Source organism: Bradyrhizobium sp. CCBAU 53338, assembly GCF_015291665.1.
Classification (GTDB): Bacteria; Pseudomonadota; Alphaproteobacteria; order Rhizobiales; family Xanthobacteraceae; genus Bradyrhizobium.
Genome location: NZ_CP030048.1, coordinates 3,958,246 through 3,974,229 on the forward strand (window position 1 = coordinate 3,958,246; position 15,984 = coordinate 3,974,229).

Here is a 15,984-nt window from a genome sequence, read left to right on the forward strand (position 1 = left end):
GCGCATGGCCAGAGTGCAGGCGGGTGAGGTCCAGCTTGGCTGGCGGAGTTGGGGAGAGGGCGACGTCATCGTCGTCTTCATCCACGGCAATCTCGCCAGCAAGGACTGGATCGAGCTCGCCGCACCCATGTTCCCTGCAGGCCTCCGCGTCATCGGCATCGACTGGCGCGGCTGCGGCGACAGCGATCGGCCGAAGCCTGCGGCGGATTATTCCAACTACTCGATGCAGCAGCATGCCGACGACATGCTCGCCGCGCTCGATACGCTGGGCATCCGCTACTGTCACCTCGCCACGCATTCGACCGGCGGCATCATTGCCGCACGCATGCTTCTGTCGCAGCCGCAGCGCTTCGGCCGCGTGTTTGCACTCGACCCCGTGACGCCGCTCGGCATGGCCTTCAACGCAGACCAGATCGGCCTGTTTCGCGCCATGATGGAGAGCAAGGAGCTGACGCGGACGGTCATGGCGACGGCGGCCTCGTCGCTGTTCGTGCCTGAAAGCATGGCGCCGAACGCCGTGCCTCGCCTCCGTGAAGGCCTGGGCGAGATACAGGCGCTGTTCGACCGCATCGTCGATCAGACCTTTGGCGTCTCGGAAGGTATCTGGATCGGCACGCCGGTCAATCTAACGCGGGAAAGAGAAACCCGGGAGCTCGAGCACCGCATGAAGCAGCTGCATCACCCACATCTCGTGCTGTGGGGCGAATGGGACGGCTGGATCCCGCCGGCTGATCTGCGCACGATGGCCGAGGCGATGCCGGACTGCCGCCTTGTGGTGGTGCCCCGTATTGGACATTCGATGAACCTCGAGATGCCGGCGCTCTATGCCGGCTATTTCGGTGCCTGGTTTGGAGGACTTCCCGCGTAACTGCCATTTCCTGAAAGGAGATTCGCCATGGCTGAAATCAATGTATCCGTTGAAGGCATGCGTGCGACATTGACCGAAGCGCTCGAGCGCGTGCGCAAAGCCAACACCGACTATTTCGATCTGCTGGAGAAAGGCCTGAGCTCTTCGCCGCTGCCGATCGCGAGCCAGGCGAAGGAGTTTTGTACATTCATGCGGCGCAACGTCGCAGCAACCTTCGATCTCGGCGACAAGCTGATCCATGCCAAGGATGTGCAGGATGCGCTCAAGCTTCAGGCCGAATTCTTCCAGGAGCAGATGCGGACGCTGACCGATCAGGCCAGGACGGCCGGCGAGTCCGCGATGAAAGCCGCAGGCGGCATGTTCAGCCCGAAGGCCTGAACAACGATATCTGCCCGCAGAACTATCCCTATGGATACTGACGGGCGAGGCGGCGCAGGAGAGGTCTGCCATGGCTGAGACCAACAAGCTTTCCGTCGAGAAGGCGCTCGAAAAGCTGCGCCGCGACGACCCATTGCAAACGGCAAGTGAGCAGCGGGACGAAAAAGCCGAGGCGCTCAGGCGCGAGATCAAGCGCATGCGTGCGCAAAGATCGCGCCTCGAGCGTCCGCCTGGCGATAGCGAGTAAGGTCTGGCCAGGTCAGATGCTGTTTCAGTTTCTCGTCGGCGCGCTGGTCAGCGCGATCAACATCGGCATCCACGCGCTGGTCACAGTCGTCGCCGTCGCTATAGCCCGGAGCGCCGGCCTCCGCGTGACCGTGCGGCCGAGACTGCACCTGATGGGTGTGATGGTTGCGACCGCGGCGGTGCTGGAGATCGCGCACGCGCTGGAAATCCTGGTGTGGGCCTGGACGTACGACATCGTCCGCGCGGCCCCCGTTTCCGACAGCGAACTGCTCTATTTCGCCTTCGTCAACTACACGACGCTCGGCTATGGCGATATCACGCCGGTACAGGCCTGGCGTCTCCTCGGCCCGCTGACCGCCATGAACGGCGTGCTGCTGTTCGGCTGGTCAGCCGCCATCCTGTTCGAGGTCTTGCGCAAGACGCTCGACCATGTCGGACTGATCAAGGACGACGTCATCCCATGAAAACCACAAGCCTGCAGCTCCGCATCGGCGTGCCGATCATCAATACGGGGGGATCGGAGGTCACGCGATCAATCGTGGACAATTTGTCGCGCAACGCTCATGAGGGATCAGGGATCAGGGCTGCAAATCAAGGCTAGCGAGCTGCTCCCGGTCCAACAGCACGATCTGGCGCTGGGTGTTGCCGATGAAGCCGAGAATGCCGAGCTCGTGCAGCCGCGACAATGCGCGTGAGACCGTCTCCAAGGTCAGGCCGAGATAATCGGCGATATCGCGCCGGGACATCGGCAGCGCCATGACGCCGGCGGCCGTCAAGCGCTTGTCCATCTCCAGCAGGAAGGCCGCGACCCGCTCCAGCGAGGTCTTGCGGCCGAGCAGCAGCATATGGTCTTCCGCGTGCTGGAGATTGTTCGTGGTCATGCTGAGCAGGTGCTTTGCGACCATCGCGTCGCTTTCGGCCACGATTTCGAGGCTCTGCCGCTTGATGAGCCGCACATGGGTATCGACGATCGCTTCCGCCGTGAAGCGGTGCTCCCCACCGTTCTCCAGGCCGAAAATGTCGCCGGCCAGATGAAACGCACCGATCTGCCTGCGGCCGTCCGATAGCAGCTTGTAGCTTCGCACAGCGCCAAGCTTGACCTGATAGACGTAGTCGGCAGGCTCTTTCTCGCCGTAGATCTCGGTGCCTTTCTTGTAGGAAAATTCGCTTAAACTGATGAGCGCATTTGACCCGCTGGTCATTCCGAGGTCTCGCAGGGAATTGGGGCGCAGTGCGGAATCCGTGTTTATCCGAACAAACATGGCCAACTCCTCATTGCCGAATTGGTATGTCAGACTGATACGTTTCGCAGGGAATGCGCCGCGCTATCCCACTCCCGCCGTGGTTGATTTACGGCCAAGGCGGTATTTCAATCCATTGTCCTTAGGTGCATAGTACCAAAGGGACGTTCGTGCATTATTGTTCGCGGAATGAGAAGGCGCCTGCTGCCGCGAGAATGCATCCCGTTTTCGAGGATATGCCACGATTGTCGAACTGTTTGACGAGACGTTTAGTACTTAGAGAATTTCATTCCGTCTTGATGGATCTGACGAGAGGTCAGGGGTGCCCGGTCTGGTACATGTTGTCGACGACGACGCGTCATTCCGGACGGCGATCGAGCGCCGGCTGAAACTTGCGGGCTATGATGTCGCGACCTATGCGACGGCTGAGGATCTGCTTGATGCAGATCCCGACGACATGCAGCCCGGATGCATTCTTCTGGACGTTCGGATTCCAGGGATGAGCGGACCGGACTTGCAGGGCCGACTGATCGCCCGGGGCTCGACGCTGCCAATCATCTTTCTAACCGGGCATGCCGATACGCCGACCACCGTGCGGGCCATCAAAGCGGGGGCGGAAGATTTTTTGACCAAACCAGTGTCCTCGGAGCAGTTGCTCGAGGCGATCGCGCGCGCACTGGAGCGGCAGAACACCGCACGTGCGCAACGCGGCAAGCTCGAGACCTTCCGCACACGCCTCGCAACCTTGACCCAGCGCGAACGGCAGGTGTTCGATCTCATCGTGCGCGGCCGGATCAACAAGCAGGTCGCGCATGAGCTTGGAACGACCGAGCGCACCGTGAAGGCGCACCGCCACCAGGTGATGGAAAAGATGCAGGTCCATTCGCTCGCGGAGCTCGTTTCGGTCGCGGAGCGCCTCGGAATGCTCGAGATGTAGCGCCCGGCGGTTCCGCGACCTATTGCCAGCAACGGTCGCTCATTCGTCGACGTACTGCTCCAGGACCTTGGCTGGTGCGCCTTTATGAGCGGCCGCAAATTGGGCCAGTGGCACAGATGTCGTGAGCGCCAGGAGGTTGGAGTCGACCGTTTCCAGCGTCAGGGTTTTTCCAGACTCCAGCTTCTTGATGGTCTCTGGCGGTGCGACGTCTGCGGCGATGCAGGTATTCGTCAGGCACCAGGTGTATGGCACGCGGATGGGGCTGCCGTGGTCGATGGTTAGCTTGACCGGGTGTTGCAGATACGCGCCGACGGGTACGAAAAGCTGCAGTCGCGCCGTCGAGGTGCCTTCGCGCTCGATCAGGTCGATGCGTATGGCCATCTGACCGGTGGGGAATTTGCCCGTGATCGAAGTCCGGCACAGGGTCGGTGCCCCACCTGCCTTGAAGCACAGCTTCTGCCAGTCGCCGTAGGTGATGTCCTTGGCCTCGCGTTGACCGCGCGTCGCGACCTCGGCCGGCTTATCGGCTTGGGCCGCGCGCCCGGGGAGCGCCGACGTCGCGGCGATGATGGCGACGGGAAGAGCCACGAGATTGCGATGGGTGCTGGGCATCCTTGCGTCTCCCTGCCCGGGTTCTATTTCTGCGCATCGAGAAATTTCGCCACTATTGGCGACCAGATCGGGATCGCGTCTGGTGAGCCGATGAAGAAGTGACCCTCGTTGCCGAACGGTGGCATCAAGTGGTACTCGGCCTTGCCGCCGGCGGCTGTGAAGGCGTCACGCATCCGCTTCGACAGATCAGGGCCAAAGAACGTGTCGTTCTCGATGTAGATCCACAGCATCGGCACCCGCGAGGTGCGGCCGAAATCCGCGGTTGCTTCGACCAGCTTGTCAGGTGCGCAATTGTTGTTGGGCTTGCCACCGACGCGACCGCCGCGGCCTGCGGCGAAAACGATGATCGCCTTTACCGGCGGCGGGTTCAGGCTCGACAGGGCGATCGACGCCCAGCCGCCGGCGGACTGGCCGATCACGATCACGTCTTTCGGAATGATGCGCTTTTCGGCGGCCAGGTAGTCGATGATCCAGAGATCGGCCTGAGCGACTGCCAGTCCTGCAGCATGGAAGTTGGGGTTGATGCATTTGCCGATCTTGGAGAAGAACGGGCCGTAGAGCGCCCGTTCGGGAATGTCGATGGCGGCGGCGCCATAGCCGCTGCCGACCGGCGCCACCACCAGATAGCCGCGTTTTGCGAACCATTGGGCTGCGTCGCGGAATTCAACCAGCGGAAAGAAGCTCCGTTCGGTCGGATTGAGTGAAACGCCGTGATTCATGATCACCAGCGGGAAGGGGCCGTCACCCACCGGACGGACCAGATAGGCGAACATCGGCAGCGGCAGCGGCAGCGCCCAGATCTCCTCCTGGATGCGGACCTCGTCCGCGGCATGCGCGGGCAGGGCGAATGCCGCAACCAGCGCCACGGTCGCCGTGAGGAGCCGGAGGATTGCAACTGCAAGCGCATGCATCGTAGCGTCCCTCAGCCCGTGTAGGTCAGGGCGACGATGATCGGCCCGAGCACGGTCAGGATGACATTGCCGACCGCATAGGGAACGGCGACGCCCAGCACCGGGGTCTGGCTTTCGGCCACGTCGCATGCGCCGGTCACGGCGGCATCGACCGTCATGGCGCCGGCCAGCGCGCCGCAGGTCACGACCGGATTCATGTGCAGCACGTAGCGCGCAAACAGCGTCGCGACGATGAGCGGTACGACCGTGATGACGAGGCCCATGCCGACCAGCAGCAGCCCATGAGCCTGGATGGCGGACCAGGCCGCCGCACCATTGCCAAGCCCGATGGCGGCGATGAAGCCGCCGAGGCCGAGATCGCTCAGGGTCTGTTGTGCCTGCGGCGGCAATGCGCCCATGGTCGGCCGCCGTGCGCGGAGCCAGCCACAGGCGAGACCGGCGATCAGGGCGCCGCCGCCGCCACCGAGGGTCAACGCGATGCCGCCGACCTTGAAGCTGAGGAGACCCATCAGAAGACCGGCAGCGATACCAGCGGCAAGAAAGGCTATGTCGGCGCGGTCGCCGGCGCGGAGGATCTGGCCGACGCTCTTCGCAGCCCGCTCGATGTTGCGCGTGCTCCCGACCAGGGTCATGACGTCTCCGATGTAAACCCTCGTTTCCGCGCTCAAGGGGACCTCGCGGCCCGTCCGCGTCAGGGCGCGCAGGAACACGCCGCGTGCGTCGCCGCCGACCTGGTCCGCGACCTCCCTGATCGAGCGGCCGTGAAGATGACGGCTGTCGACGAGCACCTCGAGCACGTTCCCTGGCATCGCCTTCAGGATTTCGTCCGCATCGATCTCGGTGCCGATGATCGGCTTGGCGGCGACGATCACTGCCGTGCGGCCGGTAATGACGATGTCGTCTCCGGATTCCAGCACCGTGTCCAGATGCGGCTCGATGTCCGTGCCGCCACGGACGATGCGATCGATCACCGTCCGGCTACCGATCTCCTCCTCGATGGATTTGACGGTGCGGCCGGCGCCTGCGGTCACGCGATAGGCGCGGGCCTGGAACTTGCGGTAGGAGAGATTCTCGCTTCGGGGCGGATCGCCGCCAGCGAGCTCGGCTTCGAGCTTCTTCGCCTCAGCCTTCAGATCGATCCGCATCAGCTTCGGCGCGACGAAGGGGACGTACAGAAGCGTCAGGATATAGCCGAGGACGTATGTCACGGCGTATCCGGCCGCGATGTTGGCCTCCTGCTGCTTCAGCACGTCGGCCGGCAGGCCGAGCTGGGCCAGCGCGCCGGATGCGGTACCGATCACCGAGGACTGCGTCAGCGCGCCGGCGGCGATGCCGGAAGCCGTGCCGGGATCGAGCTTGAAGCTGTGAGCGAAGATCAAGACGATGACGAGCCCGGTGCCGCCGAGCACGAGCGCCATGGCCACTTGTGCCAGCGTACGAATGCTCAGGGAGGCAAAGAATTCCGGACCCGAGCGGTAGCCGATCGTGAACACGAACAGGCTGAACAGGATCACCCGCAACAGCGATGGAAACGTGAACGTTCCGAGTTGCCCGATCAGGACCGCGACGATCAGGATGCAGGCGGTGGTACCGATCGAGAAGCCTCGAATTTTCTGCCGGCCGAGGATGGTGCCGAGCGCAATCGCCAGCAGCAGAAAAATTTCCGGAGCGGTGGTGATGATCCACCTGACAGTATCCATGATTGCAGTCCCCCGGCGCTCTGCACTGATTGAGTGCCGGCGGGAAAACATTTGCTTGATCCAGATCAAGCATCGCGGGCGTCGAGGCGCCGCCAATGAGGTATGCACTATTTGCCACAGCCGGCATTGTCGACATGAGTACCATGGACGTCGCCGCCGGCGCGATCCGCCGAGACGAAACGGTTGAGATCGTCCTGCTTCTGGCCTTTGCCGGCGGCTACATCGACGCCTATACCTGGATCATCCACGGCGTCATGGCGAATGCGCAGACCGCCAATGTGATCTTTCTCTGGGTCTATGCGATGGCCGGCGATTGGATCAAGGCCATTCACTTCGTGCCGCCGATCCTGGCCTTCACGGTCGGCATTGTGATTGCTGCCTGGTTGCGCCGTGTCGCCGGGGAGCGCGCCAGTGTGCTCAGTGTCCTGGTCGAGATCGTCTTTCTGATCGTGATCGGCATCCTGCACAACCGCGTGCCGGACCTTGCTGGAACGCTCGGTATTTCCATGGTCGCGGCCATGCAGTCGGCCATATTCATCAGGGTCGAGGGCGCGGCGTGCAGCACGGTGATGATCACCGGCAACATGCGCCAGACCGTCGAGAACATCTTCGCCGTGGTCTACGGAGGTGCGCCGCTGGGGGCGCTGCGCAAGTCCGTCATTTTCTTCGCGCTGTGCGCGGTGTTCGGCTGCGGCGCGGCTGCCGGTGCTTTCGCGACCAAGGCCATTCCCAACGTCGCGCTCGGCATTCCCGTGGTTGCGCTGCTGATTGTCCTGCTGCGGTGCGAAGTGACGCCACGCGAGGCGGTCGCATGAAGCAAACTGGACGCGCTTCCTCCCACCGACCGGCGACATGACAAGCCTGCTGCAGCGCGAATAGCACCGCACGGCATTTCGAGAATGCATGCGACCGTTGACTTGGATCAATGGAGCGATCGGCGCCAAAAGCACGATCCCGCATCACCTTTCGCCCCAAAGGATCGGGAGAGACATATGTCCAAGGACACCAAAGCCGCGCAGAAGCGCATCGACCAGTTCTTTTCCGGTCCCGGCGCGCGGGCAGACGATTGGCGCGATCTGGTCGAGGCGGCGAAGACGTGGGCCCGCGGCGGCAATCGTGCGGCCTATGATGCGGCCCTGGCCAATCTATCGGCCACCGAAGAATTCCATGGCTATCCCAGCCTGCAGTTGATGGGCGCCTTGCGCGAAGCAGCCTCGAGCGGCGATGCGGCGGCATCGCTGTCGCTTGCGTCGCGGATCACACAGGCCCTGGTGACGCGATCCTTTCGTCAACACGCCGGCGATTGGAATGCCAAGGACGACGGCAACGGCGATGTGCCCGAACTTGTGTCGCCCACCTTCGGTGCGCACAAGGCACGCCGGCCCTATTTCGAAACCTTGATTGTGACTGGCGTGTCGTCCAGCCAATGGCCGGCGCTCGCGGCCGAATGGCGCAAGCTGCGCCGCCCCGAGGACGGCTTCATCTATGAGCCCGTCATCGTCGGCAGTCTCGAAGACGCCTTCTGCGCGACCATGCTCAATCCCAACCTCGGGGCCGTCGTCATCAACGAAGGCTTCGGGCTCCGCTCGCGGCACGAGGCGCCGATCCTCCGGTCGATGACGGCCTCGGCCGGCCTCAAGGACGAATCCGACGCCTCCGCGCTGCGCCTCGCCCAGATCATCAAGCGCGCCAGGCCCGAGCTCGATCTCTACATGATCTCGAACCGCGACGTCGAAGAGCTCGCCGGCAATCCCGAGGCGGATGTCGTCCGCCGCATCTTCTACTCGGTGGAGGAGCTGCTGGAGCTGCATCTTTCGATCCTCGAGGGAATCCAGGATCGCTACGACACGCCTTTCTTCGACAACCTCAAGAAATACGCGCAGCGTCCGATCGGAACGTTCCACGCGTTGCCGATCGCCCGCGGCAAATCGATCTTCAAGTCCGACTGGATCCGCGACATGGGCGAGTTCTACGGCCCGAACCTGTTCCTGGCCGAGAGCAGCGCCACCACGGGCGGCCTCGACAGCATGCTGGAGCCGACCGGCAACATCAAGAAGGCGCAGGAGAAGGCGGCGAGGGCGCTTGGCGCCGACCGCGTCTTCTTCGTCACCAACGGCACTTCGACCTCGAACAAGATGGCGGTGCAGGCGCTGCTCGCGCCGGGGGACATCGCGATCGTCGACCGCAACTGCCACAAGTCGCACCATTACGGCATGGTGCTCGCCGGCGCGCAGCCGCTCTATGTCGAAGCCTTCCCGATGACGGAATATTCGATGTACGGCGCGGTGCCGCTGAAGACAATCAAGCAGGCGCTGCTGAACGCCAGGGCTGACGGCCGGCTCGATCGCGTGAAGATGGTCGACCTGACGAACTGCACCTTCGACGGCCATATCTACAACACTCGGCGGGTGATGGAGGAATGTCTCGCCATCAAGCCCGACCTGATCTTCCTGTGGGACGAGGCCTGGTTCGGCTTCGCGCGTTTCTCGCCGTTCCTGCGCCGCCGTACCGGATTGGGTGCCGCCAACGAGATCGAGGCGTGGATGCGTGATCCGAAGTCGGTCGAAGCGTATGAGAAGCAACAGGCCCAGCTCGGCAAGAATCCGACGGACGAGGTGCTGCTCAAGACGAGGCTGGTTCCCGATCCGCGGCAGATTCGTCTCCGCGTCTACCAGACGAACTCGACCCACAAATCGATGTCGGCGATCCGGCAGGGCTCGATGCTGTCGGTCAAGGACGTCGAATTCCACACCGTCGAACAGCAATTCAAGGAGGCCGTGTTCACCCACGCCTCCACCAGCCCGAACCAGCAACTCATCGCCAGCCTCGACATTTCGCGGCGGCAGATGGAGCTGGAAGGCTATGGCCTCGTCGCCAATGCGATCGAGATTGCGTTCGCGATCCGCCAGGCGGTCAACAACAATCCGCTGCTCTCGAAATACTTCCGTGTGCTCCCGGCCGATGCGATGGTTCCGGCGCAATACCGCCAGAGCGGCTTCACCGACTATCTCGCCGATGGCGTGAACTGGGCGAATACGCTCAAGAGCCTGGACGAGGACGAGTTCTGTCTCGATCCGACCCGCATGACGCTGGTGTGCGGCACGGCTGGCTTCGACGGCACCCAGTTCAAGGGCGTCCTGGCCAACGAGTACAACATCCAGGTCAACAAGACCTCGCGCAACTCGGTCCTGGTTCAGTCCAACATCAACAACACCCGGAGCGACGTCGCGCATCTCATCCGTGTCCTCGCCGAGATCGCGGGCGAGGTCGATCGCGGGCTGACGCAGGGCGGCGAAAATGCGCGCAAGACCTTCGAGGCACGCGTCAAGAGCCTGATGAAGGACGTGCCTGATTTGCCGAACTTCTCGCATTTCCACCCGAGCTTCCGCGGCGATGCCGGCGCCAAGACCAACGAAGGCGATATCCGTACCGGTTTCTACGCCGCCTACGACGTCGCGGGCTGCGAGCACATCCGTCTCAACGATCCCGAGATCGACCGGCGGCTGAAGGCCGGGCCCGAGCTCGTCTCGGCGAACTTCGTGATCCCGTACCCACCGGGCTTCCCGATCATGGTGCCCGGTCAGGTGATCACCCAGGAAACCATCGACTTCATGCGCAAGCTCGATGTGAAGGAGATCCACGGCTACGACGCCAAGGAAGGACTGAAGCTCGTGCGCACTGAAGCCCTGGCGAAACTCGGCCGGCCGAAGCCCGGCGCCACGCCGAAGCTCAAGGCCGCGTCATAAGCCGAAAGGGGGACCAACATGCAGGCGTTCTTCACGTTCTTGCAGCAGTATCCGTATCTGCTGCTATTCTTCGTCGTTGGCCTCGCCGTCTATATCGGCCGGGCCAGCATCAAGGGTTACGGCCTCGGCATGGTCGCCGGCGCCATCATCGTGGGTGCGGGCCTGTCCGTCTGGGCGTCGACCTACGGCGTGAAGCTCGAACTGAATAATTTTGCCAAGAGCCTTTTCTATTACCTCTTCATGTACGGCGTCGGTTTGCGCGTCGGTCCGTCCTTCATCAACAGCCTGAAGGGTGACGGACTGAAGTTCTGCATTCTGGCGGTGGTGTCGAGTGTCCTTGGTCTTGCGCTGGTGGTCATTGGTACGAAGATGTTCAGTCTGCCGGTCGGCGCGGCCGGTGGCATGCTGGCGGGATCGCAGACCATGTCGGCTGCGATCGGCTCCGCCGAACAAGCCGTCACGTCAGGTGTCGTCAAGCTGCCCGCGGGAATGAAGCCTGAAGAGGCTTCCGGCATGATCGCGCTCTCCTACGGCATCACCTACATCTGGGGTACCGTCGGCATCATCCTGATCTGCAAATATCTACCGCGCTGGTGGGGCGTCGACGCCCGCGCTGCCGCGAGGCAGTATGAGCAGGAGTTCGGCGTCAAGGATCTCGAAGGAGGCGGCTTGACCGGCTACCGCCAGTTCGGCCTCCGGGCCTACAGGCTGGAAAACCCGGCGACGGCGGGTATCAGCATCGCCAAGTTCCGCGCCATGAATCCGGAATACCGAATCGTCAATGTCGGGCGTAACGGTGAACCGCAAGGCGCTGATGCCGATCTCGTGCTGCAAAAGGGCGATATCGTCGCGCTCGGCGGCTCGACGGAAAGTCTCACCGACAAGATGGGACTGATCGGCCCTGAGGTCGCGGATGCCAAGACGCTCGGCATTCCCATGGACCAGGCTGACATCCTTGTCACCAACAAGGAGATGGTGGGACGCACTTTCGAATCTTTCCGCGACACCGCAATCGCGGGTCAATTGCAAGTCACCAAGGTCGAGCGCGGCGGCGTCCAGATTCCGGCTGGTCTCAAGACCAAGCTGGAGCGGATGGACATCGTCTCGGTGGTCGGCCTGAAGTCCGCGGTCAGTGAACTCGGCGACATGTGGGGCCGCATCGCGCGGACCAACACGTCGACGGATCTGCTGACACTCTCGGTCGGAATGATCATCGGCTTCCTGATCGGCATGGTCGAATTCCCGGCCTTCGGTGCCAAGGTCGGCCTCGGCAATGCCGGCGGTCTGCTGCTGTCCGGCGTGATCGTGTCCTCGATCGTCTCGCGGCTGCGGTTCTTCGGCAATACGCCGAATGCAGCGCGCAACGTGCTCGAGGATCTGGGTCTGGTGGTCTTCGTTGCGATCGTTGGCGTCAATGCCGGTGCGGGCCTTTTGGCTCAGCTCACCGGTGCGGTCGCCCTCAAGATCTTCATCGTCGGCTTCATCGCCTGCACGATCCCGCCGTTCATCGTCTGGGCGATCGGCTTCCACGTCTTCAAGATCAACCCGGCCGTACTGATGGGTGGCGTTGCCGGTGCGCGGTCGCATTCCGGCCCGTGCCGCGAGGCCGCAGTTGAGATCCAGAGCTCCGTGCCCTGGATCGGATTCCCGGTCGGCTATGCCGTCTCGGGCATCCTGCTCACGATCTTCGGCTACTTCGCAATGCTGCTGGCGCAGTAAAAAAAAGGGGAAGAATGCTATGAGAAAATTGACTATCGGAGCCGCCGTGGTTGCTTCGCTTGCGGTCGCCGCCGGTTTCAGCACGCCCTCGCGCGCCGATACCGGCCAGGTCGCCGTCGTCTTCACCAAGGGGGGCTTCATCGTCGGCGTTGGTGGCGGGGAGGGCGTGCTGCTCTACCGGGGCCATAAATATCCGTTCACCGTCTCCGGCATGAGTGTCGGCTTCACCATCGGTGCTTCGACCACCAAGCTGGTCGGCCGTGCGCTCAATCTGAAGGGGCCGCAATCGATCGAAGGCTCCTATGCAGCCGGTGGAGCGGGGGGTGCGATCGCCGCTGGCGGCGGTGCCGTGCAGCTCCAGAACGGCAATGGCGTGATCCTTCAGCTCAGCGGACCGAAGGTCGGCGCCGAAGTATCGGCGGCAGTCGGCGGCGTTACGATCAAGCTGAAGTAAGCTCACGAACGAGGCGTGCAAATAAAACGGGCTGCGTCGCCGCAGCCCGTTCGCATTTCAGGATTGTGCAGTTTCAGTACCGCTCTTCGACAAACTTCAGCCCGCGCAGGCTGGCCTGGTCGTTGTAGCGTCCCTTGTGGGAGCGCTGCGGCAGCTTGACCTTCTCGCGCTTGACCTTCTTGTAGGGGATCGTTTGCAGGATGTGCGAGATGACGTTGAGGCGCGCCCGCCGCTTGTCGTCGGAGCGGATCAGCCGCCATGGCGCATGCTTGGTGTCGGTCGCCTCGAACATCACGTCGCGCGCGCGCGAATAATCGTACCAGCGCCCGAACGACTCGGTGTCCATCGGGCTGAGCTTCCATTGCCGCAGGGGATCCTCGATGCGCGCCTTGAAGCGAACCTCCTGCTCCTCCATTCCGACCTCGAGCCACAGCTTGATCAGGATGATGCCGGCGTCCACGGCGAATTTCTCGACTTGCGGACATAGTTCCAGGAAGCGCTTGTGCTCGGCTGGCGAGCAGAAACCCATGACATATTCGACGCCGGCGCGGTTGTACCAGCTCCGGTCGAAGATCACGATCTCACCGCCTGCCGGGTATTGCTCGATATAGCGCTGCAGGAACAGCTGCGATTTCTGCCGGTCGGAGGGCGCGGGCAGGGCGCAGACGCGGAACACGCGCGGGCTGACCTTCTCGGTCAAGGCCTTGATGGTCCCGCCCTTGCCGGCAGCGTCGCGGCCCTCGAAGAGGATGATCACCTTGAGTTTCTGCGCCTTGACCCACTCCTGGAGGTGACACAGCTCGACCTGGAGTTTTTCGAGCTCCTTCTCGTAGACTTTGCGCTTCATTTTCTCCGTGGGCTTGTCCTTGGCCATGCCTGTCCCTTCGCTGTTGCGTTCGTCGCTCGTCCCGAAGTCACTTGTCCCAGGAAAGGGTCACGCCGATATCGCCGGGTATGCCGCCGGGGAAGTCTATGACCTGGTAGGCAATGCGATAACCGCGCGGCTGGAGATAATCGGCCCAGAGCTGGAAGATTTCCTTGGGGATGCCGGTTAGCGTCTTTTCCCAACCCTTTTCCATCTGATTGATGGCGCGTCCCTTGTCGGTGCAGAGCGAGTTGGGGAAACGATAGACGAGCACCTCGGTCAGTCCGTTGCGCACGGCCCGCTGGATGACGGTTGCGGCGAGCTTGATCTTTTCCTCCTCGCTCTTGCCGGAGGGCTTGCTCAGGCGCTCGATCAGGGCGTGCTTCTCGGCCTCGGCGGCCGCGGCGAGACGGACATATTCTTCCGCCTTCTCGGCCTCCTTGAGGGCGGCTTCCTTTCGGATCTGTTTGGCATCTGGAATGAGATCATCGAGGCCGGACATGGCAATGACTCCCTGTGACTATTCATTCGGCATCCGCAAACGCTATGTCCGGCGACGGGCATTCCCTTGATTCAAATCAAGCAAACCCGCCGGTCTCGCGAACAAGGTGTCGCAAGTGCAAGTCTGGCCGGGAGAGTCATTTGAACGATCAGCTCAATCCGATGGCGCCGCACCACCTGCCGTTCTATCTCGCGCCGGGAAGCGGCACCGATACGCTGATGGTGGTGATGGGGATATTCCTGATCGGCACCCTCCTGTGGGTCGGCACGCTCTATTGGAAGCTGCATAGCCTGCCGGAGCGGATGGCGCACAAGTCGCAGAAGCTCCAGTTCGAGTTCGTTGCCGTGCTCGGCCTGATCTCGCTGTTCACGCACATGCACATCTTCTGGATTGCAGGCCTCCTGATCGCGCTGATCGATATCCCCGATTTCGGTACGCCGCTGCGCAGCATCGCCGATTCCGTCGAGAAGATCGCCGACGCGACGCCGGGAGAGGAGGGCGAGCCGACGGAAACCCCGTCGCCGGCCGGCAAGGCCTCCGCCCCGCAGGAGAAGGAGCCCAGCCATGTTTGAGCTCATGTTCTGCTCGCTCCTGACGATCCTGCCTGATTACCTCTATCGCCGCTATGCCCAGGGCAAGCGCTTCGGCAAGGAGATCACTTTCTTCTCGGTCTGGTATGAGTTGCGCTGGGGCATCACCGGGTGCCTGATGCTGACGATTTCGCTGATCACCATGATCTTCTACTTCCACCCGGCCACGGAGTCGGCCACGCTCTATTTCCGCACCGTGCCGATCCTGCCGGAGGGATCGGGCCGGGTTGCCGAAGTGAAGGTCGGTTTCAGCCAGCCAGTGAAGAAGGGCGACGTGCTGTTCACGCTTGACAGCTCGAAGCAGCAAGCTGCGTTCGAAACCGCCAAGCGAAAAGTTGCCGAGGTCGATGCCGCGATGGAGACGGCGCAGGCCGACGTATCCAAGGCGGAGGCGCAAATTGGGGAGGCGAAAGCCAATCTTCAGCAGGCCAAGGATGAACTCGACGTCAAAAGCGAGCTACAGCGCCGCAATCCCGGCATCGTTCCGCAACGCGACATCGAAAAGTTGCAGGTGCTGGTCGATCAGCGTCAAGCCGGCGTCGATGCCGCGACCGCCGCGAAGCAGTCCGCGAGCCTGCAGGTCTCCACTCTGCTGCCGGCGCAGAAGGCCAGCGCCGCAGCGGCACTCGATCAGGCCCAGGTCGACCTCGACAAGACCATTATCCATGCCGGTGTCGATGGCCGGGTCGAGCAATTCCTGATCCGTCCCGGCGACGTCGTCAATCAGTTGATGCGTCCTGCGGGGGTTCTCATTCCGGAGGAAGCGGGCCGAAAGATATTGCAAGCCGGCTACGGGCAGATCGAGGCGGGTGTGTTGAAGGCAGGGATGGTGGCGGAAGCTGCCTGCATCTCCAAACCCTGGGTCATCATCCCGATGGTGATCACGACGGTGCAGGATTACATCGCTGCGGGACAATTCCAGACCGGACAGCAATTGCTCGAGGTTCAGAACGGTCCCAAGCCCGGCACGATCCTCGTGTTCCTCGAACCGCTCTACAAGAACGGGCTCGACGGCGTTACGCCGGGAAGCAGCTGCATCGTCAACGCCTATACAAGCAATCATGAGGAAATCGCCGCGGAGCATACCAGCACGAGCCGGGCGATCGGCCTGCACGTGATTGACGGCGTCGGCCTCGTGCACGCGTTGCTGCTGCGTATTCAAGCGTTGCTGATGCCCATCAAGACGCTGGTTTTCAGCGGTCATTGAAAGCGCGA

At 62.5% G+C, this 15,984-nt stretch carries 17 protein-coding genes; 11 read left to right on the top strand and 6 right to left on the bottom strand.

Annotated features, from left to right (window positions below):
* The first annotated feature begins 4 nt into the window (after nucleotides 1-4).
* The 4 genes from XH90_RS18630 (at nucleotide 5) to XH90_RS18645 (ending at nucleotide 1,956) form a co-directional block, all read left to right on the top strand.
* On the top strand, nucleotides 5-868 hold the full coding sequence (locus XH90_RS18630) for an alpha/beta fold hydrolase (protein WP_194475819.1): 864 nt from the start codon (nucleotides 5-7) through the stop codon (nucleotides 866-868).
* Nucleotides 869-895: 27 nt separating this feature from the next.
* A complete protein-coding gene (locus tag XH90_RS18635; protein ID WP_194475820.1) occupies nucleotides 896-1,246 on the top strand; it encodes a phasin in 351 nt (116 codons plus the stop codon).
* Nucleotides 1,247-1,316: 70 nt separating this feature from the next.
* Nucleotides 1,317-1,493, top strand: a complete 177-nt coding sequence (locus XH90_RS18640; protein ID WP_194475821.1) for a hypothetical protein — start codon at nucleotides 1,317-1,319, stop codon at nucleotides 1,491-1,493.
* Nucleotides 1,494-1,509: 16 nt separating this feature from the next.
* Nucleotides 1,510-1,956 (top strand): potassium channel family protein, encoded by a 447-nt coding sequence (locus XH90_RS18645; protein ID WP_194475822.1) that lies wholly within the window; start codon nucleotides 1,510-1,512, stop codon nucleotides 1,954-1,956.
* Nucleotides 1,957-2,070: 114 nt separating this feature from the next.
* On the opposite strand, the gene XH90_RS18650 is transcribed toward XH90_RS18645, so the two are convergent.
* Nucleotides 2,071-2,754 carry a helix-turn-helix domain-containing protein gene (locus XH90_RS18650; RefSeq protein ID WP_194475823.1) on the bottom strand — a complete coding sequence of 228 codons (684 nt, stop codon included), beginning with the start codon at nucleotides 2,752-2,754 and terminating at the stop codon, nucleotides 2,071-2,073.
* Nucleotides 2,755-3,055: 301 nt separating this feature from the next.
* Here XH90_RS18650 and XH90_RS18655 point away from each other — a divergent pair, with 301 nt between their 5' ends.
* Nucleotides 3,056-3,670, top strand: a complete 615-nt coding sequence (locus tag XH90_RS18655) for a response regulator transcription factor (RefSeq protein WP_194475824.1) — start codon at nucleotides 3,056-3,058, stop codon at nucleotides 3,668-3,670.
* Between the two features lie 39 nt (nucleotides 3,671-3,709).
* On the opposite strand, the gene XH90_RS18660 is transcribed toward XH90_RS18655, so the two are convergent.
* The 3 genes from XH90_RS18660 to XH90_RS18670 are packed head-to-tail and all read right to left on the bottom strand — an operon-like array spanning nucleotide 3,710 to nucleotide 6,893.
* The gene (locus XH90_RS18660) at nucleotides 3,710-4,282 is read right to left on the bottom strand and encodes an invasion associated locus B family protein (RefSeq protein WP_194475825.1); all 573 of its coding nucleotides are present in this window, start codon (nucleotides 4,280-4,282) and stop codon (nucleotides 3,710-3,712) included.
* A gap of 23 nt (nucleotides 4,283-4,305) precedes the next feature.
* The gene (locus XH90_RS18665; RefSeq protein ID WP_194475826.1) at nucleotides 4,306-5,193 is read right to left on the bottom strand and encodes a S9 family peptidase; all 888 of its coding nucleotides are present in this window, start codon (nucleotides 5,191-5,193) and stop codon (nucleotides 4,306-4,308) included.
* Nucleotides 5,194-5,204: 11 nt separating this feature from the next.
* Nucleotides 5,205-6,893, bottom strand: a complete 1,689-nt coding sequence (locus tag XH90_RS18670; protein ID WP_194475827.1) for an aspartate:alanine exchanger family transporter — start codon at nucleotides 6,891-6,893, stop codon at nucleotides 5,205-5,207.
* Nucleotides 6,894-7,027: 134 nt separating this feature from the next.
* Here XH90_RS18670 and XH90_RS18675 point away from each other — a divergent pair, with 134 nt between their 5' ends.
* The 4 genes from XH90_RS18675 to XH90_RS18690 all read left to right on the top strand — a co-directional run bounded on the left by XH90_RS18675 (nucleotide 7,028) and on the right by XH90_RS18690 (nucleotide 12,812).
* Nucleotides 7,028-7,708, top strand: a complete 681-nt coding sequence (locus XH90_RS18675) for a YoaK family protein (RefSeq protein ID WP_194475828.1) — start codon at nucleotides 7,028-7,030, stop codon at nucleotides 7,706-7,708.
* Nucleotides 7,709-7,885: 177 nt separating this feature from the next.
* Complete coding sequence (locus tag XH90_RS18680) at nucleotides 7,886-10,639, top strand: decarboxylase (protein ID WP_194475829.1); 2,754 nt, start codon at nucleotides 7,886-7,888, stop codon at nucleotides 10,637-10,639.
* A gap of 18 nt (nucleotides 10,640-10,657) precedes the next feature.
* Entirely contained in the window at nucleotides 10,658-12,358 is a 1,701-nt protein-coding gene (locus XH90_RS18685; RefSeq protein WP_194475830.1) for an aspartate:alanine exchanger family transporter, read from the top strand.
* A gap of 19 nt (nucleotides 12,359-12,377) precedes the next feature.
* Nucleotides 12,378-12,812, top strand: coding sequence for a hypothetical protein (locus tag XH90_RS18690; protein ID WP_194475831.1), 435 nt, complete (start codon nucleotides 12,378-12,380; stop codon nucleotides 12,810-12,812).
* Nucleotides 12,813-12,885: 73 nt separating this feature from the next.
* Here the strand turns inward: XH90_RS18690 and ppk2 are convergent, their stop codons facing one another.
* Together ppk2 and XH90_RS18700 are read right to left on the bottom strand one after the other, a co-directional pair.
* Complete coding sequence (gene ppk2 / locus XH90_RS18695; RefSeq protein ID WP_194475832.1) at nucleotides 12,886-13,686, bottom strand: polyphosphate kinase 2; 801 nt, start codon at nucleotides 13,684-13,686, stop codon at nucleotides 12,886-12,888.
* 40 nt (nucleotides 13,687-13,726) lie between these two features.
* Nucleotides 13,727-14,179 (bottom strand): hypothetical protein, encoded by a 453-nt coding sequence (locus XH90_RS18700; RefSeq protein WP_194475833.1) that lies wholly within the window; start codon nucleotides 14,177-14,179, stop codon nucleotides 13,727-13,729.
* A gap of 161 nt (nucleotides 14,180-14,340) precedes the next feature.
* Between XH90_RS18700 and XH90_RS18705 the strand changes: the two genes are divergently transcribed.
* Both XH90_RS18705 and XH90_RS18710 read left to right on the top strand, forming a co-directional pair.
* Nucleotides 14,341-14,751, top strand: coding sequence for a hypothetical protein (locus XH90_RS18705; protein ID WP_194482733.1), 411 nt, complete (start codon nucleotides 14,341-14,343; stop codon nucleotides 14,749-14,751).
* On the top strand, nucleotides 14,744-15,976 hold the full coding sequence (locus XH90_RS18710; protein WP_194475834.1) for an HlyD family secretion protein: 1,233 nt from the start codon (nucleotides 14,744-14,746) through the stop codon (nucleotides 15,974-15,976). The genes XH90_RS18705 and XH90_RS18710 overlap by 8 nt, the downstream gene beginning before the upstream one ends.
* Nucleotides 15,977-15,984 lie beyond the last annotated feature (8 nt).